This window comes from Moraxella caprae DSM 19149 (assembly GCF_000426885.1).
GTDB lineage: Bacteria > Pseudomonadota > Gammaproteobacteria > Pseudomonadales > Moraxellaceae > Moraxella > Moraxella caprae.
In genome coordinates, this window is sequence record NZ_AUGF01000012.1 from 41,710 (window position 1) to 59,587 (window position 17,878).

Genomic DNA, 17,878 nt, shown 5'->3' on the forward strand with positions numbered 1-17,878 from the left:
TATGAAAACGGTTCATGATAATGCGTTAATCACAAGCCTGCCCAAGGATGAAGCCTATGAGCTTGCCCGAGTGGACGGTTTTGCTTTGTCGGATTGCCCCATTGATGATAGATTGTTAAAATCGTATCTGCTAAACGACACCGCAGGGGCGCTCGTCACGTTTGAAGGGTGGGTGCGTAACCATAATAATAAGCGAGCGGTGAGCCGTCTGACTTATTATGGCTATGAACAGCTTGCCATCAACCACGGAGCGAAGCTCATCCGTGAAGCCAAAGCCAAATTTGACATCACACACGCAGTCGCCATTCACCGCATTGGCGAGCTTGGCATTGGCGATATGGCGGTGTGGATTGGGGTGTGTGCGTCTCATCGCACGCCTGCTTTTCACGCTTGTGAATGGTTACTGAACGCCATCAAAGCCGACATTCCTGTGTGGAAGCAGGAATTTTATGATGACGACAGCAGTTTGTGGTTGTCTAATAATGGTTAGGGATGATGGATGGCGACATATCGGGACGGTAAAATCACCCTGATTTATTTTGATAAATCCCAACCCATTTTGATAAATATGGTACAATGTGCCACCATATTTATCAATTAACTCCATGTTCAAACTCACCTTTTTAGGCACATCAAGCGGTGTGCCAACTCGTGAACGCAACGTCTCTGCCCTTGCCCTAGAATGCATTGCTAACGCCCATGCCAAACGCAATACTTGGCTACTCATCGACTGCGGAGAAGGCACTCAGCATCAGCTCATGAAAAGCCATCTGTCGCCCAATGACTTATCCGCCATACTCATCACGCACACGCACGGCGACCACTGCTATGGGCTGGGCGGACTTTTGGCGAGCCTTGGCATGAACAGACGTACCAAGCCTTTGACGCTCATCGCCCCAAAAGCCATTGCCAAACTGCTTGATACGCTGACCATCGTGAGTGAGCTACAGTTTAATTATCCCATTGATTTTATTGCCATTGAGGATAATTTGGAGCGTGAATTACCCCTTGATTTGGGCGACAATCATCGCATTCTTATACGCCTGCACACGCTATCGCACCGCATTGCATCGTTTGGCTTTGAGATTGTCCAGACCCTTGATAAAGACAAACTTTTGATGGGCAAATTAAAAACCGATAACATCGCCAATAAATATTGGCATGAGATTTTAAAGGCGGATACACCCCTAAGCCTTGATGATAATACCATCAATCCGCGTGATTATAAAATCCACACCCAAAGCACCACCAAAATCGTCATCGCAGGCGACAACGACACGCCAAGCCTACTGACCCAAGCCGTCAAAGACTGCCACGCTCTCGTCCACGAGGCGACTTATACCGATGATGTCATGCAAAAAATAGTCAGTAAACCTGCCGATCAGGGCGGATTTGACCCTAAGCATTCTAGTGCCAAAATGGTTGCTCAATTCGCCCACGCCTGCCACGTTCCCATGCTGATATTGACCCATTTTAGTGCCAGATACGCCCCTTTTGATGATGAAACCGCCAAACAGCCCAACATGGGGCATATTCGTAAGGAAGTGGAGAGTTATTATGACGGCAAACTGGTGCTGGCAAAGGATTTTTTGCAAGTGGCGGTAGGCTTGGATGCTATAACTTAACCTAATAAAATCAATAATTTATGAATAAACACATACTCTTGACCCCCCTAACCATCGGCAATCAAACCATTGCCAATCGCCTGATTGTCGCCCCAATGGCAGGGGTAACCGATAACCCCTTTCGCCGTCTTGCCAAGTCCTTTGGGGCAGGTCATGCCGTCAGCGAGATGATTATTGCCGATACCGCCCTATACGCCCGCCAAAAGTCGCTGTACCGTGCCAACTTCTCGGGTGAGATTGCTCCCATATCCGCCCAAGTGGCAGGAGCGGAGCCTGATAAACTTGCCCAAGCGGTGCGATTTCAAGTAGAAAATGGGGCGTGTATCGTGGACATTAACATGGGCTGTCCTGCCAAAAAGGTGTGTCGCAAATTGTCGGGGTCGGCACTTTTGCAAGACTTAGATTTGGTAAAAAGACTCCTTGACAGTGCGGTAGAGTCGGTTGCCGATTTGGGCGTGCCGATTACCCTAAAAACACGGCTCGGCTTTGCCAACGGGCAAGAAAATATCCTAACGGTTGCCAAAATTGCCGAAAACGCAGGCATATCCGCCCTTGCCATACACGGACGCACCCGAGAGGATTTTTATACAGGCAACGCCCGTTATGAGCTTATCAGGCAAGTCAAGGCAGACGCCAAAATCCCCATCATCGTAAACGGCGACATTGACAGCCCCCAAAAAGCCAAATGGGTACAAGAGTACACAGGGGCGGATGCGGTCATGATAGGGCGAGCAGGGCAGGGGCGACCGTGGATTTTTCGGGACATTGCCCATTATCTTGCCACAGGTGAGCTTTTGCCATCGCCTAGCGTGAGTGAACTGCGTGAGATTGTACTGGCTCATTTGGACGAGCTGTATCAATTTTATGGCGAATATTCAGGCTGTCGCATTGCCCGCAAACACATCGCTTGGTACACAGGCGGACTTGCCAATTCCAACGCCTTTCGTGAGGCGATGTACCGTGAAGAGACGACAAGCGGACAATATAAAGTTGTTGATGAGTTTTTAAAAGTCACACAGGCGAATAAATAATCCCATAATCCATCATTTTTTGCAAAACAATCATGGTTTTTTGTGGCATTATCCCCATATTGTTATAAAAGCATTTATCAAGTAGGACTTTTATGTTTAATAAAACCTTTGAAAACACTCGCCAAGCGGTAGAAGATTTCGCCCGCAAAGAACAGCACGAATACATCACGGTTGAGCATTTGCTGCTGGGACTTATCAGCGACCCCGAAGCACGAGAGATTTTGACGGCGTGTGGGGTGGATTTGGACTTTTTAGCAAATGAGTTAAAGCGATATTTGCAAGTTTATATCCCACGCATTACAGGCACGCACGCCACGCCCATGATGACCAAAGCCTATCAGCGAGTGTTGCAACGGGCGATTTGGCACGTACAGACCAGTGGGCAGGGGCGAGCGGTGTCAGGCATTGATGTATTGGTGGCGATATTTAAAGAGCGGGACTCACAGGCGGTGGCACTGCTCAAATCGCAGGGAATATCAGGCTTGTCAGTCATGCGGTATCTGTCGCATGGCATGAATGAGCCTAATGATGAGCAGGGCGAGAGCGAAGAAGATGACAGTCCCAAAGCCCAAAAGTCCGCCCCCAAAAAAGACCCGCTCAAAGAGTTTGCCCAAAATCTTAACGAGCGAGCCAAGCAGGGTTTGACCGACCCGCTCATCGGACGCATGGCGGAGATAGAACGCACCGCCCAAATCCTATGCCGTCGCCGTAAAAATAATCCCCTACTGGTGGGCGACCCTGGGGTGGGCAAGACCGCCATTGCCGAAGGGTTGGCATGGCTCATCACCAGTGGCAAAGCCCCCAAAGCCCTAGCCGATACCATCATTTATAGCCTTGACATCGGTTCATTGGTGGCAGGGACGAAGTTTCGTGGCGATTTTGAAAACCGTATCAAAGACTTATTAAAAGCCATTAAAAAACAGCCCAATGCCGTGCTATTTATTGATGAGATTCACACCATCATCGGGGCAGGTTCATCGATGAATAGCACCATGGACGTATCTAACCTTATCAAGCCTGCCTTAGCCAATGGCGAATTACGCTGTATCGGCTCAACGACCTTTGCCGAATACCGCCAAGTCTTTGAAAAAGACCATGCCTTATCCAGACGTTTTCAAAAAATCGACATCAAAGAACCAAGCATAGAAGACAGCATTGGTATCTTACAAGGCTTAAAAGCCCAATACGAAGCCTTTCATCGGGTCAGCTATACCGATGACGCCATCAAGTCGGCGGTGGAGCTGTCTGCCAAGCACATCCATGACCGCTTTTTGCCCGACAAAGCCATCGATGTCATCGATGAAGCAGGGGCGAGAATGCGACTGCAACATGGCGAGAAGTTGGACAATGCTAATCATGACACACAAACAGCCATCATCGGCACGGTGGACGTGGCACAAGTCGAAGAAATCGTCGCTAAAATCGCTCGCATACCACCCAAATCGGTGAGTCGTGATGATGTGGAAGTGTTGAAAAACTTAGAGCGAGATTTAAAACACGTCGTCTTTGGGCAAGATGAAGCGATTGGTAAATTAGCCGACAGTATCAAGCTGGCTCGGGCAGGGCTCAAATCCGCCGAAAAACCCATCGGGGCGTTTATGTTTGCAGGACCAACAGGAGTCGGCAAAACCGAAATCGCCCGTCAGCTTGCCTTTGCCTTGGGCGTGGAGCTTATCCGTTTTGACATGAGTGAATACATGGAAGCCCACACCGCGTCACGGCTCATCGGGGCTCCCCCTGGCTATGTCGGCTATGATCAAGGCGGACTTTTGACCGAAAAAGTCCATCAACACACCCACTGTGTGCTACTGCTTGATGAGATTGAAAAAGCCCATCATGACGTCTTTAACCTACTGCTACAAGTCATGGATCATGGCACGCTGACCGACAATAACGGCAGAAGCGTGTCCTTTAAACAAGTCATTCTCATCATGACGACCAATGTCGGGGCAGAGAGTATTAGCCGTACATCGATGGGCTTTACCGAGCAAGACCACAGCAGTGATAACTCTGAGGCAATGAAACGCACCTTTACCCCAGAGTTTCGCAATCGTTTGGACGCGGTGGTGCAGTTCGCTCCGTTATCTAGTGAGACCATCGGTTCGGTGGTGGATAAATTCATCATCGAGCTACAAAGTACCCTAGATGATAAAAACGTGGTGCTAGAAGTCAGCGATGACGTGCGTACATATCTGGGCGAGAAGGGTTATGATAAACTCATGGGGGCAAGACCGATGGCACGACTGGTGACCGATGAGCTTAAAAAACCCCTTGCCGAAATGATACTCTTTGGCGAGCTGGCACAAGGTGGGGTGGTGCAAGTGTCGCTTGATGATGAAAAATTGGCAAATGATGATAAAAAGTCATCAAAATTACGCTTTGATGTGGTAAAATCAGCACAAACAGTAGATATGGTGTAGGATTATCCTAAGCATATCATTAGATGATTGCGTTAATATAAAAGGTGGATTTATGGCACAGATTTTAGATGGTAAAGCCCTTGCTGGTCAAATTGAAAAAGAACTTAGCGAGCGAGTGCAAAATCTTAAAGACAAGACAGGACGTACACCCATTTTGGCGACTATCCTAGTCGGCGATGACCCAGCGTCAGCGACCTATGTCCGCATGAAAGGCAATGCCTGTAAGCGTGTGGGCATGGACTCTATCCGTGTGGAAATGCCAAGCGAGACGACCACCGATGAGCTACTTGCTAAAATCCGTGAATTAAACACCAACCCCGATGTGCACGGCATTTTATTGCAGCACCCTGTGCCTGCTCAGATTGATGAGCGTGCTTGTTTTGATGAGATTGCCCTATCCAAGGATGTGGATGGCGTGACTTGTCTGGGCTTTGGACGTATGGCGATGGGCGAGCGTGCTTATGGTTCTGCCACACCGCAAGGTATCATGCACCTGCTAAATCACCATAACGTACCACTGGCGGGCAAACACGCTGTGGTGGTGGGGCGTAGTGCGATTTTGGGCAAACCGATGGCGATGATGCTCCTAAATGCCAACTGCACCGTAACCATTTGCCACTCTAAGACCGCTAATCTTGTCGACCATGTCCGCCAAGCGGACATCGTGGTGGGGGCGGTGGGCGTGCCAGAGCTTATCAAAAAAGATTGGATAAAACAAGGGGCGGTGGTTGTGGATGCAGGCTTTCACCCGACTAAGACAGGCGGTGTGGGCGATATTGAGCTTGATGGTATTGAAGAGATTGCCAGTTTCTACACGCCTGTACCAGGGGGTGTGGGACCGATGACCATTAACACCCTAATCCGCCAAAGTGTCGAAGCAGGCGAGTTGGAAGCAGGTTTGTAAATACTGCCCCATTCTCAATTTCGCTTCGGGCAAAAGATAAGATGAATGCGATAACACACCCAGTCAAAATGCACACAAACCTTCCTTGATTGGTGGTGTTCCCTTGTCTGTGTGTCGTCATGGTGGTGCAGGATGACTCAAGAACTTTAAATTTGTGGTAAGTTTGGTTTTTGTGCAAATCAACATGTGTATTAATTTGGCTTTAAAACTTATCTACTGATGGGTATGCAAGGTCAAGTGATTGACTTTGGTTTAACACCTGCTAATATTGATGATGGATAAGAGAATTATGATATCTGTCCAACCGACTTACCAGAAATCTATTTGCTTATGGTTTTTACACAGAGATTGGGGATACCTGTCTTTTGTGACACAATTTACATTGTAGGGTGTGCCTGCCTTTTGTATTTGCAATGAAAATCACGAAAAATCGCACGTTTTTAAGGAGAAACGTAGGCTGATAGTCATTCTATCAAGCAAGTTTTTTGTTTGAAAAACGTACGATTTCCCTGTTTTTAAACAGGCTTTGTATGGTGGATATCAAAGGCGGGTACGCCCTAGCGTCTATCAAATTGAGCTTGACACAGTTTGATAAACTCACCGCCAAATTTGCGAATGTCGCTGTCATCACGCACCGCAATCCAACTGGTAAACCGCCCAAAGTGGCTCACAGGGATGGCAACAAGGTCAGGATAGTTGGTAGGTTCATACGCCATCTCAGCGATGATGCCTATGCCTAGACCTGCCGATACATAGGTGCTAATCACGTCCGAGTCTAGGGCGGCAAGCACGATTTTGGGTTGTAATCCTGCCTGCTCAAACGTCTTATCAATGGCACTTCGCCCTGTAAAACCGCCATGATAAGTAATGATGGGAAAACTTGCCAGTTCAGGCAAATCCACACCATCCATCACGCCTGCTACTCCTGCCAGCTCATGGTCTTTGGGGACGATGACTACGTGCGACCAGTCATAATAGCGATGACAGCGTAACACGGCGTTGTTGAGCAGGCTCTCGGTGGCAATGCCAATGTCGGCTTGCCCACGAATGACCATTTGGGCGATGGTCTCAGGGTCGGCTTGTTGTAGTACCAGATTGACCTTAGGGAATTTTTGCAAAAACTCCTTGACAATGGTGGGCAAGACATAGCGGGCTTGGGTGTGGGTGGTGGCAACGGTCAGCGTGCCTTCTTGGGCGTTATTAAAATCAAGGCTTAGGTTTTCGATGGTGCGTATCTCGGCAAAAATCGCTTCGATGTGGGGCAGTAGCGATTTACCAATGGGGGTAAGCCCTGTTAGGCGTTTGCCTTGACGGGTAAATACGTCCGCTTTGAGCTGATTTTCTAGGGCGGCGATTTGTTTGGATAGGCTGGACTGACTGGTGTGGAGCAGTTCGGCGGCTTGGGATAGGTTATAACCATTGACGACGGTATGCCAGACGGTTTCTAGCTGTTTGAGCTGAATTTGTAAATGCTTTTGGTTGATGACCACATCTATCGCCATGATACGCCCCTTAATCTGAGTTATAAAGTGCTGTCATTATAAAAGCCACCACCAAAAAAGAAAATACCCAAAAAGAAAAAACAAATGCCGATTAGGAATATCGGCATTTGTGCGGTATAAAGATGGAGATTATCCGCTAAGCATTGGCAAGTTCATGCTCTATTGCTTTTAAAATAAAGGCTTTAATATCGTGTTCGTCATAGCCGATTTGTGCTTGGATTTGGGTAAGTAAGGCACGGGGTAGGTGCAGGTTAAAGGGTTTTTGCTTGCTGTTAAAGAGCATGGAATTTAAGCTAATCATTGCCCATGTTTGCCCTGCAAATTTGGGGTTGGTTAGATGATTGGTGATGTTCTCAGGTTGGGGCAGGTCACTGCCATCATCTGCCAGTTTTTGTAAATGCCCAATCAAGGTAGAACGTACTTTATTAATCGTATCGGCGATGCTGTCGCCAATTACGTGAATTTCTGGCAAATCAGGTACTTGGGCATGAAAAGTATCATCTTCTTGTCTAATGGCAACGCTAAAAAGTTTCATGATGGATTGATGTGCTAAAAGGGATTTTTATTTTGTCATAATTATAATAAATTGGCAATATGTTAAGACTGGCGGTAACTTTAAAAGGTTAGATGGTTGATTTGTTTACCAAACGTATCTTATGTGGATATTGCGATTTAGGCGGCATGGTTTCTGTCGGTGAGTGTATTTAACTTGATGTGTGGGGTCGACATGTGGGCATGGGCATGTCTGATTTTGAAAATATCACAATAACTTTTTGTAAAATAACCAAAAATAGTCTAAAATGGCAGATTATTTTTTAACTCATGCACAGCGATGATACAACAATCTGATTTTTCGGCATTTAAGGCGGCTTATTTTAATCGTCAAGCCTTATCCATGCTATTTTTAGGCTTTGCCGCAGGCGTGCCGATTTTGCTGATTTTTTCTAGTTTGGGCTTGTGGCTAAGAGAGGCAGGCATTGACCGCAGTACGGTGACGATGTTTAGCTGGGCGGCGTTGGGTTATTCGTTTAAGTTTATTTGGTCGCCATTGGTGGATGCTTTGCCCTTGCCTGTGCTTGGTAAAATACTCGGTCATCGCCGTTCATGGCTACTACTATGTCAGGTGTTTATCATTACTGCCATTATTATGATGGCGATGACTGACCCCGCTCAGGTTGCCCCGTCCGTGATGGCGGTGGGGGCGGTGTTGCTTGGCTTTTCGGCGGCGACCCAAGACATCGTGATAGATGCCTATCGTATCGAGTCCGCCCCGAGCGAGATGCAAACGGCGCTCTCGGCAAGTTATGTGGCAGGTTATCGCATTGGCATGATTATCTCGGGGGCGGGGGCGTTGTATTTGGCGGAGCTGTTTGGCTCCAAAGAAGGCATGTATCAGTATGTGGCATGGCAAAAAACCTATCTCATCATGGCGTGTGTCATGCTCATCGGTGTGGCGACCACGCTACTGATTCGTGAGCCTATCCGTCAGGTCAAACCTGTGTTTACCCAGACCGCAGACTACGCAAGACTGTGCGTGGTATTCGCACTCTCGGTGGTGGCTTTTATCATGACGTATCGGACGATGGGTGGGGTATTGCCAGAGTCAGAGAGTGTGGGTATTGCCTTTTTGCTGGGCTGTGTGCAGTTCATCAGTAGTGCAATCGCCATGGGGGCGGTCAGCTATGGCTTGGTGCAGGCAGGCGTGGTCAGACGAGAAGTGGCACAGGCGACATGGGTTGCCCCTATTACCGATTTTTTTGCTCGTTATGGTAAAAAGGCGATGCTACTGTTGGCACTCATTGGCTTGTATCGTATCTCGGACATCGTGGCAGGGAACATCTCCAACCTATTTTATCAAGATTTGGGCTTTACCAAAATCCAAATCGCCAATGCGGTCAAAGTGGTGGGCGTGATTGCCAGTATTGGCGGTGGCTTTGTTGGGGGCTGGGTGGCTCAGCAGATGGGGGTCATGAGAGCGATGATGGTGGGGGCGATACTGGCGTGTGCCACGAACCTGTTATTTATCATCCTTGCCAATATGCCGACCATTCTGGTCATGTATTTTGCGGTGATTACCGATAACCTAGCGGCAGGTTTGGCAAGTGCGGTATTCATCGCCTTTTTGTCGGCACTGACATCCATTCGCTTCACGGCGGTGCAGTATGCCCTGTTTTCATCACTCATGACCCTATCGCCAAAAATCTTGGGTGGTTATTCGGGGGCGATTGTGGATGCGACCGATTATCCCACGTTTTTTGCCATCACATTTGTAATTGGACTGCCGATTTTATATTTGATTCATTTGGCAGATAAACACATCTCGCTGGACGAGTCTGTACTTGACAAAGAATGACATGCACACCATCAATGCCCTAAAAGCCCAATTTCGCAAGCTATCGCACGCACACCTGCCTTATCATTGGTTTGAGTCGTTGCTGTTATTTGTGTTAAATAAAGACAAAGCCTTTTTAATCACCCACGATGATTATCTGCTGACTGCTGATGAATATGATGGGCTAGAAAGTGGCATGGCAAAACTATGCTCGGGCGTGCCACTTGCATATGTCATCGGCAGGCAGGGCTTTTTTGGGCATGAGTTTTCGGTCAATGAACACACGCTTATCCCACGCCCTGATACAGAGATGTTGGTGGAGGCGGCGCTTGATGTGGCGGCGGATAAGGGTTTGGGGCAGGCTCGGATATTAGATTTGGGGACAGGCTCGGGGTGTATTGCCCTAAGCATAGCAAAGGCGTTGCCGTCTAGTACGGTGCTGGCGGTGGATTATTCTCATCGTGCCTTAGACGTTGCTCGGCGAAATGCACAAGATTTGCAAGTGGCAAATTGCCAATTTATCCAATCAAATTGGTATGAAAATATCCCCATACAGAGCTTTGATGTCATCGCCTCCAATCCGCCCTATATCGCACGCACCGATGAGCATTTGGCGCAGTTGGGAGCGGAGCCTATCACGGCATTGGTGGCAGACAATCACGGCTTATCCGATATTGAAAAAATCATTAAGGGCAGTGCAGTGTATCTCATGCCCAGTGGCGTATTAGCCTTAGAACATGGCTACGACCAAGGGGCAGGCGTGCGGACGCTTTTTGCCAAGGCAGGCTTTAAAGACGTTCGCACCGTCAAAGACTATGGCGGCAATGATAGAATCACGATGGGGATTTGTGATGAGTGATAATGATAAAAAAATGACTACCAGTGAGCTTAGCGATAATGAACTCATGCGGTATGCCCGTCAGATTCTGCTAAATGACTGGGACATGGATGCACAGCTACGCCTAAAAAGTAGCCGTGTGCTGATTGTGGGTGTGGGTGGTCTGGGCTGTCCTGTCTCGCAGATTCTGGCACGGGCAGGCGTGGGGAGCATGCATTTGATTGACTTTGATGTGGTAAGCCGTAGTAACCTGCAACGCCAAACACTGTTTAGAGAGTCGGACATCGGTCAGCCAAAGGTGGCAGTGGCAAGCCGTGCATTGGCGATGCATAATGAGTTTATTAACATCACTCATCAGGACGTGGAGCTAAATGCAGATAACATCACAGCGATAATTGGGGGTAGTGGTGCGGATTTGGTGATTGATTGCACGGATAATTTCACCAGTCGTTATTTGATTAACCAAACCTGCCGAACGCTCGGTTTACCCCTGTTGTCCAACTCTGCCATTGGTGAAGTGGGGCAGATTGCGTTGTTTGATAAGCAGACAGGCTGTTATGAGTGTTTGTTTGGGCAGGACAAAGATGATAACAGCAGTATTACCCAAAACTGTGCCACATCAGGGGTGTTGTCTAGCACCGTGAGTATCATCGGCTCGATGTCGGCACAGATTGCCCTAGATTATCTCGGACGGAGGCATAACCCCATCGCTCACGAGCTGTTATTATGGCGGGGTAGAACCATGACTTTACAAAAAATGCGATTTGCCACCAATAAACACTGCCCACTGTGCCACGCTTAGCCGTACCATTCTTAGATGATAAAACCATGAAAACATCACCATTACAATTTGCCAAAAAATCCCTAAACACAGGGGCAAACGTCCTAGGTCGCCTACATAAAAGTGCCAGCGTGGCAGGGCTATCCGCCTTGCGTGTTGCCAAGGGCGAGCAGATGGATGCTTATCTGTTAAAAGATGCCTTTATGCAGATGGGCGTGACTTATATCAAACTTGGGCAGTTCATCGCCAGCACACCATCACTGTTTCCCCGTGAGTATGTGCTTGCCTTTGCTGACTGTTTGGATGCCACACCGCCTGTGCCATTTGCCAAAATGCAAGCCGTGCTGACTGAGGAGCTGACCGATGATGGGCGTGGGCTTGATGATATTTTTGCGTTCATCGACCCTGTGCCACTGGCGTCAGCGAGTATCGCACAGGTGCATAAGGCGGTGTTAAAAGATGGGCGAAAAGTCGCCCTAAAAATCCAAAAGCCCGATGTTGGGGCGATTATGCAGACTGACCTAGGGGTGTTACATGGGGCGTTTTGGGCGATGGAGCGACTCTTGCCGATGATGAAAACTGCCAATCTTGCCCCCATCATCGATGAGATTCGCACTCGCATGACTGCTGAGACTGACTTTTTGGCGGAGGCTCGCCACATTGATAAATTTCGTGAATTTTTAGAAAAAACAGGCAGTCAGCACATCACCGCTCCCAAAGTTCATCACGACCTGTCGACCAAGCGTGTGTTGGTCATGGATTTGTTGGTTGGTAAGTCGCTCGTTGATGAAAGCTTGCTTAGCGACATCGCCCAAAGCAATCACACCACACCCCAAAAAGTGATGGCGGATGTGTTAGATACGTGGTTTTTGTCGCTGATGATGACGGGCGAGTTCCATGCGGATTTGCACGCAGGCAATCTCATGTATCTGACCGATGGGCGGATTGCCTTTTTGGATTTTGGGCTGATGGGGCAGATTAAGCCGAGCAGTTTGCAGGCGTGTTTTTCATTGGTGCAGTCTCTGCAGCTTAACGACTATCACGGCATGGCACAGGCGATGGTCGATATTGGCATGACCCACAGCCATGATAAAATCAAAGTAGGACAACTGGCAGACGACCTAAAAGCGATGATGGACAAGGTGCATGGCTCGCCCCAAGAGACGGATAATCTGAACCTGCTCATGCTAGAACTTGTGGAGATTGGCAAGCGTTATGGCGTACATTTTCCTAGGGATTTTGCGTTATTAACCAAGCAGTTATTGTACTTTGATAGATTTATGGTGACACTTGCCCCTGAGATGGAGCTGTTTGAAGGCGAGCGGTTAAAGGTGGTGATAGAAGAAAGGGCATCAAATTAAAGCGTACCCATCTTTTGTAACACAAATTGCATTTTAAATTTGTTAAAAAACCACGCTCTAGGACGTGGTTTTTTGCATGTTATAATTGCATTTTCACACTTTTATCGCCGTAGAAGTGATTTTTTCTTCCACCACCACCGCATCAGGGTCGCCTGCCACGCTTTCACGTTTGACAAACATAAAGAATGCCCCTGTGGTTAGTGCTGTCAGCCCAATGCCAATCCATACCGACAGCGTATAATCAAGCCCAAAGCCGATTTTGTTGTACGCTAAAAACGTATAACATGCCGCACTCATAAAGATGGCAGGCAATGTGCAAACCCAGTGGAGCTTACGATAACGATACAGATAGCCTGCCCCTGTCCACAGCATGACCACCGCCACAGTTTGGTTTGCCCAGCTAAAATACCGCCATAGGATTTCAAAGTCCACTTTTGAGATGATAAAGCCAATAACAAATAGCGGAATGGCAATCCACAAACGCTTGACGAGCGTGCGTTGCTCCATGGTTATAAACTCAGCAATGATAAGCCGTGCCGCCCGAAACGCTGTATCACCCGAGGTGATGGGCAGGATAACCACGCCAAGCACCGCAAAGATACCGCCAATGGTGCCAAGATAGGCAATCGAGCTGTCATAGACCACCTTAGAGGGTGAACCGTCAGCAATGGCACCTTGTAGGCTAGCCAAGTCAGGATAGAACGACATGCCGACCGCACACCAAATCAGGGCAATAACGCCTTCGGTAATCATCGCTCCATAAAAGATAAAGCGACCTTCGGACTCATTCTCAGCACAGCGAGCCATGAGCGGGGTCTGCGTGGCGTGAAAGCCCGACAACGCGCCACAGGTAATGGTCAAAAACAAGAGAGGCCAAATAGGCAAATCGCCTTTGGGTTGTAAGTTCATAAAGAAGCTCTCAACCGTCAAACCACCCATGCTATTAAAGAAATAATCACCCTGTCCGCCAAATTCATTTTTAAGCAGACCATAAGTCATGCCAAGCGACATGAATAGTAATAATCCGCCAAAAAATGGATAAACCCGACCGATGATTTTGTCAATGGGCAGTAATGTGGCGATGATGTAATAAATAAAAATCAGGGCTGTCCACAACACCACGATGGTGTCTTTATCCATACCAAACACGGTATTTTTGACGCTCTCGGTGGCAACAGTAACGCTCTCGGCATTATTGATATTAATCACCCCTGTGGCGTTACTGCCAAAAGTATCCATGGTGATGGAGCTAAGTAGGGCGGCAGGACTTGCGACAAAGACCACGCCAACAAGCACAAGCAGGACAACAGCAAGCAAGTTAATAAAATGCTTAACAGGTTGCCCCAGATATTTGCCCGTCAGATACGGCATGCTTGCCCCGCCATTTCGCACTGAGAGCATGCCACACATGTAGTCGTGTACCGCCCCTGCAAAGATACAACCAAACACAATCCATAGCATTGCCACAGGACCATACAACGCTCCCAAGATGGGGCCAAAAATTGGGCCTGTGCCTGCGATGTTAAGCAGTTGAATGAGCCAAATGCGTTTTTTGGACATGGGGATGTAGTCCACGCCGTCTGTCATAGTGTAGGCAGGGGTGTTTTTGTTGGGATTGATGACAAAGATTTTTTCAATCATCTTGCCATACACAAAATAGCCTGCCACCAACACAGCGACACAAAAGAAAAACCACAACATAAACAATCTCCTAGATTGCTTTATCAGAATAGTTTATTGCATAATAAATAAAGTTAATAAATAATGGTCTTTTAAAAAACCAACCAAAATTTACCATCGCTTACAATACCGCAAACCGATAAAAACGTCAATGCACATTTGTGGGTAGCTGATAACAATTTATGATTAATTTTATAAATAAATGATTTTTGTATTTTAAAGGGTAAATTGGTAAAAATTAGGGCGTAACGTTTGTTAATTTTTTGGTATAATAATGCATTTTTACGTGTAAATATACATGTCTCTTTATTGTTCACTTTGTGTGGTTTGATTTTGTCATGAATTCTTTAAATCGTAAGTTTCGCCAGCAAGGCATTTCTCATCAGCGTGGTTCGGCACAGCAGATTTTGGTGCTGTTTGTCATTGCTTTGGCGTTGGTAGCGATGGTCATGGCAGTTTTTGGCTATAAAATTGGACACAAGCAAGGACTAAGAAAAGGGGTGAGCCTGCAAACCGTTCAAGCCCAAGACGGCAGTGAAGACCCATTACAAGGCATGACGGTCAATGAAGCCAAGTTAAAACAACAGCTTGACTCAGCGGTCAAAGAGCGTGACATTAGCCTGTCAAACCTAGAAACGTTGCGTGAACAAAATGAAGAGCTGACCACAAAAAACCTGCAACTGGCTCAGGTTAATGAGCTGTTTAAGAAAAAACTTGCCAAAGATGGCGGTATTCCCCTTGAAATATTGGGCAGTGAGATTCTGGCGTTGCCTGATAACACCTATGAGTATCGTTTTGATGTGGCGATGATAGCGTCATCAGGCTCGACCATGAACATGGCACCCAAGATGACCCTGCTAAATGCCACCAGCATGGTGCAAATCCCCTTAAAACCTGCCATTTATGAGATTAAAGACGTGGAGCGGATTCGTGGGCGGTTTGTCATGCCCAAAGATTTTGTGCCTAAGCAAATCAAGCTAGAAATCAATGCAGGTGGTGAGCGTGTCGAACAGCTCTATAACTGGCAAGTGGGCGAAGTCGTTGCCCAAAGGGAAGATAAGGGCGTGAGTGAGCGTCCTGTCGGTGCAGGCGAATAACAGTAAAAGCAAAGGTGTGATATGAGCCAACATGAATCTGATATCGACAGCCAAAACGATGTGATAACTAAGCCAGAACAGGCAGAAGTCCCATTGTTTCATGTGGTCATGCATAATGATAACTTTACCACGATGGACTTTGTGGTGTTTGTGCTCGTTGAAGTGTTTGCTCATGGCATGGATAAAGCCGTATCTTTGATGATGGACATTCATCAAACAGGGCAGGCGATTGTGGCGACCCTACCCAAAGAGATTGGCGAGATGAAAATCGCCATCGTGCAAGAGTATGCCGAAGAAGCCGAGTTTCCGCTGTTGGTTACTTTAAAGAGAGCATAACAGAATAAAATATATTCTTGTGTAAAATCAATATCTTATCTTTAAAACAGTATTGCTACAAAAACTGTCATTTTCTATCATTTTCCAATCATTTTTAGGCTCATTATTTTTATGCCATCCAATCCGTTATCTCATCATTTCCCCCGAATATTTCATTTAGCCAGTTTGCATCCGCCTAGGGATTTTTATCCCATTGCTGATACACCCATTTGCCTTGAAATCGGGGCAGGCAAGGGCAAGCATGCCTTGTTATTTGCTAGCCAAAACCCTGATAAACACCTGTATGCCATAGAACGCACCGCCATAAAGTTTGAAGCGTTTGATAAACAAGCAGGCATGGCAAATCCGCCCAACCTGACCGCCATTCACGCTGACGCCATTGCGTGGACAGCCTTTGCGGTGTATCCCAAGCAGATCCAAACCTGCTTTATCTTATACCCCAACCCCGAACCCAAAAACAAAAACCAACGTTTTTTGAATATGCCATTTTTTGAGCTGTTACTGTCCAAGATGGCAGATGGCGGACAGATTATTTTGGCAAGTAACATTGGCGACTATATCGACGAAGCTGAGCGACTGCTTACTGAGATGTGGCAACTGCCTTATAGCAAAAGGCAGATAGAGTCGACGTCGGCACGCACGCATTTTGAGATTAAATATTTGGCACGGGGCGAGCGTTGCCAAGAACTTATCATTACCAAGCCTGGCGGTTATCGCACCCGTTTTGATGAGACATTGCCCTTGCATTTATCACGGTCGTCAAGCGATGAAGCCTAAGATTGCCATCATTGGGGCAGGGGCGAGTGGTCTTATGGTCGCAGAGCATTTGTCCGCTTATGATGTGGACATTTGTGTCTATGAGCAAATGCCAAGTGCAGGTCGCAAAATCCTATGGGCAGGCAAGACAGGGCTAAATGTCAGCCATGCCGAGCCGATGACGGCTTTTGTGGGGCGTTACACCCCGTCCGACTGGCTGACACCTTTTTTGCAAGTCTGTGATAATGCGTGGGTCGTGGATTGGCTTACTAGGCTGGGCATTGAGACCTATGTCGGGTCAAGTGGGCGGATTTTTCCCGTGCAGATGAAAGCATCGGCATTTCTAAGGGCGTGGTTACGTCGCTTGATGGCGAGGGGCGTGCAGATTTTTTATCGTCATGAGTGCTTGGGCGTGGATGGTAATGCTGTGCGATTTGCCCATGATGGGGCGGAGTTTGAGCAGACGTTTGATGCCATTGTGCTGGCGTGTGGTGGTGGTTCGTATCAGCGATTGGGGGCGACAGGCACATGGCAGGCATGGCTGTCTGACGATGAGCTAACTCCGTTGTACGCCAGTAATGTCGGGGTGGTGCGGTCGTGGTCGCCTTACATGGAGAAGTTTTTTGGTAAACCGTTAAAAAGGGTGGGTCTGTGGACAGAGGGCGAGCCTGCCTCCCAAGGCGACATCATCATCACTCATTATGGCATGGAGAGCGGGCTGATTTATAAATACAACAAAGCCATGCGTGCGTGTCATGATGGGATAAGGGTGTATTTGGATTTATTGCCTGACAAATCGCCAGATGACATCGCCAAGATATTTGCCAAAAATAAAAAGCAGTCTTTAAATAACATTTTACGAAAAATCGGCTTGGATGACATCAAAATCGCCCTAATTCGTGAATGTACCCATAGGGCAGACTGGGCAAATCACGAACGCATGACAAGTTTTGTTAAATGCCTGCCGACGATGTTTGATGGTTTTCGCCCGATGGATGAAGCCATTAGCACAGGTGGCGGTGTCAAGCGGTCGGCATTAACTGATGAATTGCAACTAAAATCTAATCCTGCTGTCTTTGTCTGTGGTGAGATGTTGGATTTTGATGCCCCAACGGGTGGTTATCTTTTGACGGCATGTTTTGCCACAGGGCAGGCGGTGGGGCGTGGCGTGGCTCACCTTTTAAAATTGCAACCGATAAAGGCAAGCTAAAAAGC

Annotated in this window: 16 protein-coding genes; 13 read left to right on the plus strand and 3 right to left on the minus strand. The window is 47.5% G+C overall.

Features of this window, described 5'->3' with window-relative positions; all coding sequences use genetic code 11:
* Nucleotide 1: 1 nt before the first annotated feature.
* The 5 genes from K941_RS0105270 to folD all read left to right on the plus strand — a co-directional run bounded on the left by K941_RS0105270 (nucleotide 2) and on the right by folD (nucleotide 5,980).
* Nucleotides 2-490 carry a molybdenum cofactor biosynthesis protein MoaE gene (locus tag K941_RS0105270; RefSeq protein ID WP_029102785.1) on the plus strand — a complete coding sequence of 163 codons (489 nt, stop codon included), beginning with the start codon at nucleotides 2-4 and terminating at the stop codon, nucleotides 488-490.
* A 115-nt stretch (nucleotides 491-605) separates the two neighbouring features.
* Nucleotides 606-1,625, plus strand: a complete 1,020-nt coding sequence (locus K941_RS0105280; RefSeq protein WP_029102786.1) for a ribonuclease Z — start codon at nucleotides 606-608, stop codon at nucleotides 1,623-1,625.
* A gap of 20 nt (nucleotides 1,626-1,645) precedes the next feature.
* A complete protein-coding gene (gene dusB / locus K941_RS14825; protein ID WP_051225898.1) occupies nucleotides 1,646-2,656 on the plus strand; it encodes a tRNA dihydrouridine synthase DusB in 1,011 nt (336 codons plus the stop codon).
* Between the two features lie 92 nt (nucleotides 2,657-2,748).
* A complete protein-coding gene (gene clpA, locus K941_RS0105290) occupies nucleotides 2,749-5,076 on the plus strand; it encodes an ATP-dependent Clp protease ATP-binding subunit ClpA (protein WP_029102787.1) in 2,328 nt (775 codons plus the stop codon).
* 52 nt (nucleotides 5,077-5,128) lie between these two features.
* Nucleotides 5,129-5,980, plus strand: a complete 852-nt coding sequence (gene folD / locus K941_RS0105295; protein WP_029102788.1) for a bifunctional methylenetetrahydrofolate dehydrogenase/methenyltetrahydrofolate cyclohydrolase FolD — start codon at nucleotides 5,129-5,131, stop codon at nucleotides 5,978-5,980.
* A 557-nt stretch (nucleotides 5,981-6,537) separates the two neighbouring features.
* Here folD and K941_RS0105300 read toward each other — a convergent pair.
* Both K941_RS0105300 and K941_RS0105305 read right to left on the minus strand, forming a co-directional pair.
* Nucleotides 6,538-7,482, minus strand: a complete 945-nt coding sequence (locus K941_RS0105300) for a LysR substrate-binding domain-containing protein (protein WP_029102789.1) — start codon at nucleotides 7,480-7,482, stop codon at nucleotides 6,538-6,540.
* Nucleotides 7,483-7,618: 136 nt separating this feature from the next.
* Nucleotides 7,619-8,017: a type II toxin-antitoxin system HicB family antitoxin gene (locus K941_RS0105305; RefSeq protein WP_029102790.1), complete on the minus strand. Its 399-nt coding sequence runs from the start codon at nucleotides 8,015-8,017 to the stop codon at nucleotides 7,619-7,621.
* Between the two features lie 297 nt (nucleotides 8,018-8,314).
* Here K941_RS0105305 and K941_RS0105310 point away from each other — a divergent pair, with 297 nt between their 5' ends.
* The 4 genes from K941_RS0105310 to K941_RS0105325 are packed head-to-tail and all read left to right on the plus strand — an operon-like array spanning nucleotide 8,315 to nucleotide 12,794.
* The gene (locus tag K941_RS0105310; protein WP_029102791.1) at nucleotides 8,315-9,835 is read left to right on the plus strand and encodes an AmpG family muropeptide MFS transporter; all 1,521 of its coding nucleotides are present in this window, start codon (nucleotides 8,315-8,317) and stop codon (nucleotides 9,833-9,835) included.
* 1 nt (nucleotide 9,836) lies between these two features.
* Entirely contained in the window at nucleotides 9,837-10,673 is an 837-nt protein-coding gene (prmC, locus tag K941_RS0105315; RefSeq protein ID WP_029102792.1) for a peptide chain release factor N(5)-glutamine methyltransferase, read from the plus strand.
* Between the two features lie 46 nt (nucleotides 10,674-10,719).
* Nucleotides 10,720-11,454: a HesA/MoeB/ThiF family protein gene (locus tag K941_RS0105320; protein ID WP_407662303.1), complete on the plus strand. Its 735-nt coding sequence runs from the start codon at nucleotides 10,720-10,722 to the stop codon at nucleotides 11,452-11,454.
* A 26-nt stretch (nucleotides 11,455-11,480) separates the two neighbouring features.
* Entirely contained in the window at nucleotides 11,481-12,794 is a 1,314-nt protein-coding gene (locus K941_RS0105325; RefSeq protein ID WP_029102794.1) for an ABC1 kinase family protein, read from the plus strand.
* Between the two features lie 93 nt (nucleotides 12,795-12,887).
* On the opposite strand, the gene K941_RS0105330 is transcribed toward K941_RS0105325, so the two are convergent.
* Nucleotides 12,888-14,495, minus strand: a complete 1,608-nt coding sequence (locus K941_RS0105330) for a carbon starvation CstA family protein (RefSeq protein WP_029102795.1) — start codon at nucleotides 14,493-14,495, stop codon at nucleotides 12,888-12,890.
* A gap of 317 nt (nucleotides 14,496-14,812) precedes the next feature.
* Here K941_RS0105330 and K941_RS14830 point away from each other — a divergent pair, with 317 nt between their 5' ends.
* The 4 genes from K941_RS14830 to K941_RS0105355 all read left to right on the plus strand — a co-directional run bounded on the left by K941_RS14830 (nucleotide 14,813) and on the right by K941_RS0105355 (nucleotide 17,873).
* Nucleotides 14,813-15,571 carry a coiled-coil domain-containing protein gene (locus K941_RS14830; protein ID WP_051225899.1) on the plus strand — a complete coding sequence of 253 codons (759 nt, stop codon included), beginning with the start codon at nucleotides 14,813-14,815 and terminating at the stop codon, nucleotides 15,569-15,571.
* Nucleotides 15,572-15,592: 21 nt separating this feature from the next.
* Nucleotides 15,593-15,907, plus strand: coding sequence for an ATP-dependent Clp protease adaptor ClpS (locus K941_RS0105345; protein WP_029102797.1), 315 nt, complete (start codon nucleotides 15,593-15,595; stop codon nucleotides 15,905-15,907).
* A gap of 111 nt (nucleotides 15,908-16,018) precedes the next feature.
* Nucleotides 16,019-16,684, plus strand: coding sequence for a class I SAM-dependent methyltransferase (locus K941_RS0105350; protein WP_084137681.1), 666 nt, complete (start codon nucleotides 16,019-16,021; stop codon nucleotides 16,682-16,684).
* Nucleotides 16,674-17,873 (plus strand): TIGR03862 family flavoprotein, encoded by a 1,200-nt coding sequence (locus K941_RS0105355; RefSeq protein ID WP_029102799.1) that lies wholly within the window; start codon nucleotides 16,674-16,676, stop codon nucleotides 17,871-17,873. Before K941_RS0105350 ends, K941_RS0105355 begins: the two co-directional genes overlap by 11 nt.
* Nucleotides 17,874-17,878 lie beyond the last annotated feature (5 nt).

Excerpts from the sequence above, each read along its gene's own strand:
- K941_RS0105270 (WP_029102785.1), top strand. The coding sequence starts at position 2 with ATGAAAACGGTTCATGATAATGCGTTAATCACAAGCCTGCCCAAGGAT.
- K941_RS0105280 (WP_029102786.1), top strand. The coding sequence starts at position 606 with ATGTTCAAACTCACCTTTTTAGGCACATCAAGCGGTGTGCCAACTCGT.
- dusB (WP_051225898.1), top strand. The coding sequence starts at position 1,646 with ATGAATAAACACATACTCTTGACCCCCCTAACCATCGGCAATCAAACC.
- clpA (WP_029102787.1), top strand. The coding sequence starts at position 2,749 with ATGTTTAATAAAACCTTTGAAAACACTCGCCAAGCGGTAGAAGATTTC.
- folD (WP_029102788.1), top strand. The coding sequence starts at position 5,129 with ATGGCACAGATTTTAGATGGTAAAGCCCTTGCTGGTCAAATTGAAAAA.
- K941_RS0105300 (WP_029102789.1), bottom strand. The coding sequence starts at position 7,482 with ATGGCGATAGATGTGGTCATCAACCAAAAGCATTTACAAATTCAGCTC.
- K941_RS0105305 (WP_029102790.1), bottom strand. The coding sequence starts at position 8,017 with ATGAAACTTTTTAGCGTTGCCATTAGACAAGAAGATGATACTTTTCAT.
- K941_RS0105310 (WP_029102791.1), top strand. The coding sequence starts at position 8,315 with ATGATACAACAATCTGATTTTTCGGCATTTAAGGCGGCTTATTTTAAT.
- prmC (WP_029102792.1), top strand. The coding sequence starts at position 9,837 with ATGCACACCATCAATGCCCTAAAAGCCCAATTTCGCAAGCTATCGCAC.
- K941_RS0105320 (WP_407662303.1), top strand. The coding sequence starts at position 10,720 with ATGCGGTATGCCCGTCAGATTCTGCTAAATGACTGGGACATGGATGCA.
- K941_RS0105325 (WP_029102794.1), top strand. The coding sequence starts at position 11,481 with ATGAAAACATCACCATTACAATTTGCCAAAAAATCCCTAAACACAGGG.
- K941_RS0105330 (WP_029102795.1), bottom strand. The coding sequence starts at position 14,495 with ATGTTGTGGTTTTTCTTTTGTGTCGCTGTGTTGGTGGCAGGCTATTTT.
- K941_RS14830 (WP_051225899.1), top strand. The coding sequence starts at position 14,813 with ATGAATTCTTTAAATCGTAAGTTTCGCCAGCAAGGCATTTCTCATCAG.
- K941_RS0105345 (WP_029102797.1), top strand. The coding sequence starts at position 15,593 with ATGAGCCAACATGAATCTGATATCGACAGCCAAAACGATGTGATAACT.
- K941_RS0105350 (WP_084137681.1), top strand. The coding sequence starts at position 16,019 with ATGCCATCCAATCCGTTATCTCATCATTTCCCCCGAATATTTCATTTA.
- K941_RS0105355 (WP_029102799.1), top strand. The coding sequence starts at position 16,674 with ATGAAGCCTAAGATTGCCATCATTGGGGCAGGGGCGAGTGGTCTTATG.